We start from the raw sequence: 9,192 nt of genomic DNA on the forward strand, positions 1-9,192 counted from the left end.
GGCGCGCGCTCTCGATCGCATCGTCGAGCACACGTCCGAGTTCCGCGCTGTGGGGATTGGTGGCGGCGGAGAATCGCGCACGCACGCGGCCCTCGGCGTCGATCAACAGCTTCGTGTAGGGCACTTCGACGTCGCCGAACGCCTCGCGCAGCCGGTCGCGCAGGGGGTGGTGGTCGACCGTGGCGAGCACCGGGATCGGACCGGCCTGTTCGGCGGCCCGATCCGGATCCGCGTCTTCGACTCCGATCGGCAGGCCGACGATCTCGAGATCACCGGCGTCGTAGCGTTGCTGCAGGGAGGAGAGTTCCACCAGCCCCTCCGTGTCGACGTCGTGCGTGGGGAGGCTGACGAGCAGGGTGACGTGTCCGCGGAGATCGTCCAGCCGCAGTGTCTCGCCGCTGCGGGTTCGCAGTTCGAGGTCGTCGGCGGGCGGGGCGTCGGAGACGTGCCGCGCCTTCTGCACGTCCTTGCTGGTGGTGCGGAGATTGAACGTGACGAACAGGACGAGCACCGCCACGAAGGCGATGCCGACGGATACGAGAAAGCCGATCACGCCGTCACGCTCCTTTCGATGGCGTCAAGCGTCCGAACGGTAGTCCGACCCGGCGGTCGCCGACATGGTGCTGCTCCCCACCGAGCGGTCGGAGAGGGACGGAGGGGCGGGGACCGTCGGATCGGACGAGACCCGTGCCGCTATCTGAATTCAGTGTGCGACGTTCGCGTCCGACGTCCGCGTCCGACGGCCGCGTGAGATCAGAAACGCGCCTTCAGCGCCCCGAAGCTCGACGCCGTGCCGGCGACCACGTCTCCGGAGATCGTCACCGCGAAGTCACCGGAAAGGTCGTTCGTCTCCATCACGAGCGTGGCGTCGAGCGTGCGGTTCTCGCTCAGGGGCTCGGCGAGCCGCACCGAGAAGGCGGTGCTCCCGTTCGGCGAGAGCACGCCGCCGGACTCCAGGGCCGGCTGAACGATCGTGAACAGAGCGGCGTCGGCCCCGACCATCGAGACCACCGGCTCTCCTTCGAAGACCAGCGGCGCGTCGCCCGTGTTCCCGACGACGAAGACGTATCGTGCGATCGCTCCTGAGGCGAGCGGAGCGAAGTCCAGGTTCGTGCCTTCGTCGACCGTTTCGCCGTCGAGCGAGACCGTGAGCACGGGAGCCGTCGCCTTGCCCCGTACACCGAGGTCGAAGGGCGTCGCAGCCGCGTTGGTGTAGATGAAGGCCCGCGTGAAGACGTTCGCGGAGCGGAACGTGGGCACGAAGTCGATCCGGAAGGCCGTCGACCCGTTCGGGCTCAACCGATTGCCGCTCTCCAGGGCGGGCTGGACGACCTGGAACCGTTCAGGGAAGCCGCCGCCGAGGATGACGGGCGGATCCTCCGTGAACACGAGGTCCTGGTTGCTCTCGTTGCGGAGGATCACGACCACCGACGCCGACTCGCCGACCGGCGTGTCGGCGAACACGAAGTCGTACGGACTGGTGACCACCTCGCCGTCGATGCGGACGGTCATGTCCTGGGCATCGGCGGAAGGGGCGAGCAGCGTGGCAGCCAGGAGGACGACGCACAGGGGAGACGGCGAGCGCAAGCTGATCATCGGCAACCTCCGAGGGGTATCGGTCATGGGGTCGGTCGGACCACGTGGGCCGTCCATCGGCTCAGGTGGACTCCCGGTGCTACGCGTGATCGGGCTCCGGAACCCGACACCGGGTGACGCCGCGGTCCCCATCGCCTACACTCGTCGTCTCTCCCGGAGATTCGCTTGGCGCACGACGACCTGACCGAAGTCCTGCAACGGTTCCACTCGGGTGACCGTGACGCGCACGACGAACTGCTCGTCGTTCTCTACGACGAGTTGCGCACGTTGGCGCGCCGACGGTTCGCGGCCGAACGCGCCGATCACACGCTGCAGAGCACGGCGTTGGTGCACGAGGCCTGGATCCGGCTCGTCGATCAGACCCGTGTGCAATGGCAGAATCGCGCGCACTTCCTGGCGGTCGCGGCGCAGGCGATGCGACGGATCCTGGTCGACCACGCGCGGCGGACACGGAGCGAGAAGCGCGGCGGGGATTCGCCGGTGCTGTCGTTGACCGCCGCGGAGGATGTCGCGCTCAGCGAGGATCCGATCGACGTGCTCGACCTCGAGCAGGCCCTGGTGGAACTCGCGGCCCTGCACCCCGAGCACGCGGTCATCGTCGAGATGCGCTTCTTCGGCGGCATGACCGCCAGGGAGGTCGCCGCGGCGCAGGGCATCACCGAACGCACGGCCGAACGGCGGTGGCGCTTCGCGCGCGCGTGGCTCTACCGCCGCCTCGCGGGCGACGAGCCGCCGTCACCAGCGTGAAGCCAACTCGGGTGGTGGCGTGCGGCCGGACCGCCGATAGTGCGCGCGGAGCTGGGTGAGTGCCAGCTCGACCGCTTCCGACCCGGGACCGAGCGATCCGTCGAGGAGCGGCAGGGACGCCAACAGATCCGCCTCGGCGGCATCGAAACGACCGAGGCCGGAGGCCGCACCACCGCGAATCGCCCGCGCGTGCGCGACCCTCCAGTGTTCGGGGCCCCAGTACTCGGCGCGCAGCCGAACGCAGTCGTCGGCGTTCGCGAACGCCGACGTGTGATCGCCACGCAGGAGATCGTTCGTCGCCACGTTGCCGAGAACGATCGCGACCCACACGTGGTCCTCGCCGAGGGCTGCACGGTACGCGCTCAGAGCTTCCTCGAAGAGCGCGGCCGCTTCGTCGTAGCGCCCGGCCTTGCGCAGACAGTTGGCGAGGTTGTTGGCGAAGGTGCCCGTCTGTCGGTGCTGGCTCCCGTAGACCGCCCGCGCGCTCTCGAGGGCGGCGCGGTACAGAGGCTCCGCTTCGTCGAGACGACCCTGGTCCTCCAGGGAGCCGGCCCACTCGTCCCGGACCGACGCGAGCATCGTGTGGTCGTCGTCGAGAACACTGGCGAAACGATCGTGGGCGCGCCGGAACAGGGAATCCGCGGCATCGAAGGCGTCCATGCGTCGGAGGACGGATGCGCGCAGCTGGTAGGTGTTCGCTTCCATCACCGCGCCCGGTCGCGTGCGCTCGACGATCTCGACCGCGGCACGCAGCACCGAGTCGGCGCGTGCGTAGTCCTGACGATTGTAGGTCAGGAAGATGCCGATTCCGCCGAGGGTGGTGATCCGCCGTTGCTCTTCGCCCGCACGCGCGAACAGTCGGTCGGCCTCGAGATAGAGCTCGTACGCGCGATCCATCCGTTGGCGCGCCTCGAGAGACTTGGCCAGGTAGAAGCGCGCGCGGGCAGCCGCGATGGTGTCGGCGCGCGCGTCCGCGCGGACGATCGTCGACTCGAGGACCGACACGGCGTCGGCCTCGCGCCCGGATTCGTAGAGCAGGTGGCCGTAGTCGACGGATCGCTCGAGGTCGCCGTCGGCGCCGAGGGCGAGGGCACGGGTGAGATGACGCTCTGCGGCGTCGAATTCGTCCAGGTTCGCGTAGGCCCGGCCGAGCGTGTGGTGGAGGGTGGCGGCCACTTCGGGACGCGCCGAGAGATCGACGTCGATACGCTCCGCGGCATCGCGCAACAACCGACGCATGAGGGTGGTGTCGTCCCCGCGTGCCACGGAGGGCTCGATCGACGCGAACATGTCCTGGAGGAAGCGGGACACCGACTCGGCCGTCTCGCGTTCGGTCTCGGCGGCGACCTGAGCCCGCTGCGCGCGCACGAACAGGGCCGTGCTGATACCGGTGGCGACGATCAGTGCGACGGCCACCGCCGTCGCCGCGCCCACGGCCACCGCATTGCGCCGGAGGAACATGCGGGTGCGGTAGGCCAGGGAATCGGGGCGGGCGCGGACGGGCCGACCCTCGAGGTGCCGTCGCAGGTCCTCGGCGAGTTCGTCGACGGATCCGTAGCGCCGCGCGGTTTCCTTGCGCAGGGCCATCAGCACGATCGAATCCAGGTCGCCGCGCAGGCCGCGCCGCAGGTCCTCCGTCCGCACGCCGGACACGACGGCGTCCCGGGTGGCAGCTCGCGACACGGCCATGCTCGGCGGCGGGGGCTCCATGCGCAGGACGCCTCGCTCGATGTCCTCGAGCTCCCCCGTCTCGTTCGCGTAGGGCGAGAGCCCGGTGAGCAGTTCGTAGAGCACCACGCCGAGCGAGTACACGTCGCTGGCCGTGGTCACGGGTTCGCCGCGCATCTGCTCCGGGCTGCCGTAGCGCGGCGAGAGCAGACGGACGTGCGTTGCCGTCATCCGTGAATCGAGGTCGTCGGGATCGAGGACCTTCGCGATCCCGAAGTCCAGGAGCTTCACCGTGCCGTCGTCGGTGACGAAGATGTTGCTCGGCTTCAGGTCGCGGTGCACCACGAGGTTGCGGTGGGCGTGTTGGACGGCCGCGCACACCGACAGGAAGAGTTCGATGCGGGTGCGCGGTCCCACGCGGCGGTCGTCGCAGTACGCGTCGATCGGTCGACCCTCGACGAACTCCATGGCGAGCCACGGTCGGCGGTCCTCGGTCGAGCCTCCGTCGACCAGACGTGCGATGTGGGGGTGCTCGAGACGCGCGAGCAGGCGTCGCTCCCGGCGGAAGCGCGCGAGCAGGTCCTCGGTGTCCATGCCGCGCCGGATGATCTTGATCGCGACCCGCTGTTCGAAGTCCCCGTCGAGGCGACGGGCGAGGAACACCGTGCCCATGCCGCCACGGCCGATCATGGCGTCGATCCGGTAGGGACCGATCCGGCGGCCGATGTCGGAGTTCGAGGCGTCGTCGGCCGCCGAGGCGTGGAGCGCGGACTCCAGCGCGGGCGGGGAATCCAGGAACCCCTCCGCGACCGCGTCGGCTGCGAGCAGCGCCCGGACTTCGGCCTCGAGGTCCGTGTCGCCGGCGCAGGCTTCGGCGACGAAGGCCGCGCGCTCCGATGCAGGGAGATCGAGAGCCGCCTCGAAGATCGAAGCCGCCGAAGGTCTCTGCCGATCGGGCACGCGCGGGCTCCAGGCTCCGGGGGCGGGTCCCGTGAGCTTACCCGAAGTCCCTCGGGTGCGTCGTGGCGGAAGTCCGCGGGCGCGGAAGCTTGCGACTTCCGCCGCGGAAGCGCGTGGGTTCCGGGGTGGATCATCCCCAGGTGTCACCGGACCGACCCACCGATCCCGTCGGCCGGAATCTGCGCCGCCGGCCCCGCTCAGTCGACCGCACCGACCACCGGCGCCTCCGACCACAACACCGACACGCGCATGGTGTCGCCGCGCTCGATGTGGTCGACGATCTCGATGCCGCTGATCACCTCGCCCCAGATGGTGTAGCGGGCGTCGAGGTGCGGCTGCGGGGCGTGGGTGACGAAGAACTGGCACGAGCCGGTGTCCTTGCCCGAGTGGGCGATGCCCACGGCGCCACGGTCGTAGCGCTCACGGTTCCACTCGCTGCGCACGGTGTAGCCGGCGTCGCCCCAACCGGTGCCGGTGGGGTCGCCTCCCTGCACGACGAAGTCGGGTACCACGCGGTGGAAGGTCGTGCCGTCGAAGAATCGCTGGTCGGCCAGGCGCGCGAAGTTCTCGACCATCTGGGGGGCCTGCTCACCGAGGGGGCGGATCACCACGTCGCCGTGGCGGGTCCGCACGGTGATCTCGAGCGCACGGCTCTCGACCACCGGGGCGGGCTGGTCGGCGGGGCGCTCGATGGGACGGACGTCCATGCGGATGGCGTCGTGGTCGGGCAGGGCGGCGCGCTCGGCGGGGTGGGGGAGCAACTGCTCGAGGGCGTCGCGGGCGGCGATGCGCAACCACACCGAGGTCGCCTGGCGCAGCGCACGACGCAGGGGCTCGATGGCGGCGGGGTCGCCGAGTTCGCCGAGGGCCCGGTAGACGGCACGACGGAGTTCGCCGGAGGTGTCGTCGGGACGGCCGGCGGCGGCGAGCAGGGCGTCGACGGCCGCGGGGTCACCGCGCTCGCCGAGCGCGGCGGCGGCCACGGTGGCGACGAACACGGACCGGTCGTCGAGCAGCGCCACCAGCCGACCGAGCGGCACGGGGTCGCCGGCGGCGGCCAGACCGCGGGTGGCGGCGAGCCGTGCCGGGGCCGGAGCGTCGGCCTCGAGCACCGCCACCAGCCGGTCGACGTCGTCGGGGGTGCCGAGCTCGCCGAGGTGCTCCAGGGCGACCGCCCGCACGATCGGCGATTCGTCGTCGAGGGCCGCCTCGAAGGACGGCCGGTGACGCTCGCCGTCGAGCGCGGCCAGGGCGTCGAGACGGGCGGCACGGACGTCGACGGTGCGGTCGTCGCCGAGGGCCAGGATCGCGGCCGTGAAGTCGGGCCACCCCGCACGGCCGATCGCCTGCAGGGCCGTGACGCGCACGTGGAACACGGGGTCGGCGAGCAGGTCCTGGATGCAGTCGCGCACGCTGGGGGTGAGCACGCCCAGGCGGCCCAGGGCATCGGCCACGCGCACCCGCTGGTGCCAGTGTTCGTGGCCGGACCAGGCGCGGGCGGCGATCGAGTCGACGGCGTCGGCGGCGCCGATGCGGCCCAGGGTGCGGATCGCGTAGCGCCGGGTCAGGGCGAACTCGTCGCGGGTGAGCGCCACGAGACGCTGGTGGGTCGACGGATCCGGCACCTTTTCGAGGGCGTAGGCCGCACGCCACACGACGCCCGGCACCGAGTCCAGGGTCGCGGTCAGCAGGGGGATCACGCTCGTCGCGTCGGCCAGCAGGGCCAGGGCCTCGGCCGTGGCCTCGCGGATGCGGGGGTAGTCGCTCTGCAGCAGAGGATGCAGATACACGGCCGTGCCCTCGCGCCCGATCCGGCCCAGGGCGCGGCAGATCTCGGCCGTGGCCTCGACGTCCGACTCGACGTCGAGCTGGCGGACCAGGGTCTCCATCGCGTCGGGGTGGCGCAGGATCCCCAGGGCGAAGGCCGCCTCGCGGCGGACCTCGGGGGCGCCGTCCTCGACGAGACAGCGCGTGAGAGGGATCAGGCCGTCGGCGTGGCCGATGCGGCCGAGGGCGCGGGCCGCCGACGCACGCAGGTCGATGCCGCCGGTGCGCAGCAGGGTGGTGAGGCTGTCGCCGGCGAGGGTGCGCGTGTCCTCCCAGCGGCGGAGGTCCTGCCACCGCCGATCCGGATCGTCCGGAGAGGTGCAGGCCGTCAGAGCGACGGCCACGGCCAGGCTCGCGACGATGGCGGATCGGAACACCGTGATCTCCCGTCGGGCGATGGGCCCGGCCACCGGGCACCGCCGGGAGCGTAGACCGGGGGCGGGGTCCGGGCAAGCGCGTGGCTGGTCGTGGGGTGCGGCCGCTGCTAACGTCGGCCCACGATGGCTGCGCCGAATTCGTCCGAATCCACTCCCTGTGCGCTGGTCGCGCGGATCGAACTCGCCTACGACGGAACCGACTTCCACGGCTGGCAGATCCAGCCGGGGCGGGTGCGGACGGTCCAGGGCGAGCTCGTGGCGGCGCTGGAGCGTCTGGTTCCGCTATCGGGTCTGCCGCCGGGAGCGGGCCGCACCGATGCCGGCGTGCACGCGCGCGGTCAGGTGTGCTCGGTGCCACTGGCCGACGCGGCCCTGCTGCCCCGGATCCAGCGGGCATTGCCGCACATGATGCCCGACGACGTCGCGATCCGGTCGGTGGCGGGCGCCCCGCCCGACTTCCACGCCCGCTTCGGAGCGCGGGGCCGGCGCTACGTCTACCGTTTCACCACCGAACGCGACCCCTTCCTGCGGCGCAATCACCTGCGGATCGATCCGCGGACCGACGTGGGGGCCATGGCCACCGCGTGCGAGCCGCTGATGGGCGACCACGACTGCACCAGCCTGTGCCGGACCGCGTCGCTGGAGCCCGGCCGCACCCTGTGCCGGATCCGGCGGGCGGCGCTGCACTGGGACGGGGCCGTGGGTCACCTCGAGATCGAGGCCGACCGGTTCCTCCATTCGATGGTTCGGATCGTGGTCGGTACATTGTTGGAGGTCGGGGCCGGGCGGCGCCCGGTCGACACCTTCCGCGAGGTTCTGGCCGCGCGCGACCGGCGGACGGCCGGAGGCACCGCACCCCCGCACGGGCTCTGTCTGGAGCGCGTGGACTACGACGAGCCGCCGCCGGCGGCCACCGAAGGTTGAGAGGCATGCAACGCGCCGGGAGAAACCCCATGCAGATCCTTCTGGAGACGGCCAACGCCGGAGAAGTGCGCGAGGCGCTCGCCTGGCGGGTGGTCGACGGCGTGATGACCGATCCCGGTCTGATGGCGAGCGAAGGGGCCGAGAAGTCCGACCTGGTGCTCGAACTGCTGGAGCTGGTACCGGGACCCGTGATGGTCGAGGTCACCGCGGGCGACACGGCGGCCATGATCGAAGAGGGCCGTGGCCTGGCCTCGCTCGGCGACCGCGTGATCGTGCGGGTGCCGGCGATCGCGGCCGGGATCCCCGCCATCGCCGCGCTGGCCGACGAGCGCATTCCCGTCGACGCGTCGTTGTGCTTCTCGGTGAGCCAGGCCCTGCTCGCGGCCAAGGCGGGCGCCCGCTTCCTCTCGCCGCCGGTGGGCGCGGTCGACGAGGCCGGCGGCGACGGCCTCACGCTGGTCAGCTCCATGCTCACCATGCTCGACCAGTTCGACTTCAAGACGGCCGTGGTGGTGGCCGCGCTCGAACATCCGGGTCACGTGTCGGAGTCCGCGCGCATGGGAGCCGACGGGGCCGCCGTCTCGCTCGACCTGTTGCGGCGATTGGTGGAGCATCCACTCACCGACGCGCACCGACGCGACCACCTCGAGCGTTGGCGCCGGGCCCAGCACTGAGGTCCGGGCGGCCACGACGGGAGGACGCATGAACTCGCAGTCGAAGACGATGCCGTGGTTGGTGGGCGCCCTCATGGGACTGGCCCTGGGTCTGGTGGTGCTGCTGATCCTGGTGATCCTGCGGCAGGACGTGACGCCGCCGCCGCCCGAGGGACCGGTCGTCGAGCAGGTCGAGGTCGAGCCTCCCGCGGACGTCCGGGTGGTCGAGGCGACAGCGGTCGAAGCCGACGAGAGCATCGACGACACCGTCCATCGCGAGCGCTCGAACGCGATCGTCCAGGCCACCCAGCGCGTGAGCGAGGTCGTGGTCAGCATCAACACCCTGCGTGCCGAGTCGCCGCCGACGCGTGGGAGCGAGTTGCTGTACTACCTCCGCCACGGCCCACGGCGGGTGGTCGGCCTGGGCAGCGGGATCCTGG

Annotated in this window: 8 protein-coding genes; 4 read left to right on the forward strand and 4 right to left on the reverse strand. The window is 71.4% G+C overall.

Annotated features, from left to right (window positions below; all coding sequences use genetic code 11):
* Positions 1 to 553: hypothetical protein (locus VKA86_00950; protein ID HKK69753.1), on the reverse strand; the 553-nt coding region annotated here is incomplete at its 3' end.
* A 200-nt stretch (positions 554 to 753) separates the two neighbouring features.
* Positions 754 to 1,596, reverse strand: coding sequence for a choice-of-anchor D domain-containing protein (locus tag VKA86_00955; protein ID HKK69754.1), 843 nt, complete (start codon positions 1,594 to 1,596; stop codon positions 754 to 756).
* 165 nt (positions 1,597 to 1,761) lie between these two features.
* Between VKA86_00955 and VKA86_00960 the strand changes: the two genes are divergently transcribed.
* On the forward strand, positions 1,762 to 2,343 hold the full coding sequence (locus VKA86_00960; GenBank protein ID HKK69755.1) for an ECF-type sigma factor: 582 nt from the start codon (positions 1,762 to 1,764) through the stop codon (positions 2,341 to 2,343).
* On the opposite strand, the gene VKA86_00965 is transcribed toward VKA86_00960, so the two are convergent.
* Together VKA86_00965 and VKA86_00970 are read right to left on the reverse strand one after the other, a co-directional pair.
* Positions 2,332 to 4,971 carry a tetratricopeptide repeat protein gene (locus VKA86_00965; GenBank protein ID HKK69756.1) on the reverse strand — a complete coding sequence of 880 codons (2,640 nt, stop codon included), beginning with the start codon at positions 4,969 to 4,971 and terminating at the stop codon, positions 2,332 to 2,334. The genes VKA86_00960 and VKA86_00965 overlap by 12 nt on opposite strands.
* A 197-nt stretch (positions 4,972 to 5,168) precedes the next feature.
* Positions 5,169 to 7,175 (reverse strand): HEAT repeat domain-containing protein, encoded by a 2,007-nt coding sequence (locus VKA86_00970; GenBank protein ID HKK69757.1) that lies wholly within the window; start codon positions 7,173 to 7,175, stop codon positions 5,169 to 5,171.
* Positions 7,176 to 7,298: 123 nt separating this feature from the next.
* Between VKA86_00970 and truA the strand changes: the two genes are divergently transcribed.
* The 3 genes from truA to VKA86_00985 form a co-directional block, all read left to right on the forward strand.
* Positions 7,299 to 8,099 (forward strand): tRNA pseudouridine(38-40) synthase TruA, encoded by an 801-nt coding sequence (gene truA, locus VKA86_00975; protein HKK69758.1) that lies wholly within the window; start codon positions 7,299 to 7,301, stop codon positions 8,097 to 8,099.
* A 29-nt stretch (positions 8,100 to 8,128) separates the two neighbouring features.
* Positions 8,129 to 8,773: a transaldolase family protein gene (locus VKA86_00980; GenBank protein HKK69759.1), complete on the forward strand. Its 645-nt coding sequence runs from the start codon at positions 8,129 to 8,131 to the stop codon at positions 8,771 to 8,773.
* A gap of 28 nt (positions 8,774 to 8,801) precedes the next feature.
* Positions 8,802 to 9,192: hypothetical protein (locus VKA86_00985; GenBank protein HKK69760.1), on the forward strand; the 391-nt coding region annotated here is incomplete at its 3' end.

This window comes from Candidatus Krumholzibacteriia bacterium, from assembly GCA_035268685.1.
Taxonomy (GTDB): domain Bacteria; phylum Krumholzibacteriota; class Krumholzibacteriia; order JAJRXK01; family JAJRXK01; genus JAJRXK01.

Excerpts from the sequence above, each read along its gene's own strand:
- VKA86_00955 (HKK69754.1), bottom strand. The coding sequence starts at position 1,596 with ATGATCAGCTTGCGCTCGCCGTCTCCCCTGTGCGTCGTCCTCCTGGCT.
- truA (HKK69758.1), top strand. The coding sequence starts at position 7,299 with ATGGCTGCGCCGAATTCGTCCGAATCCACTCCCTGTGCGCTGGTCGCG.
- VKA86_00980 (HKK69759.1), top strand. The coding sequence starts at position 8,129 with ATGCAGATCCTTCTGGAGACGGCCAACGCCGGAGAAGTGCGCGAGGCG.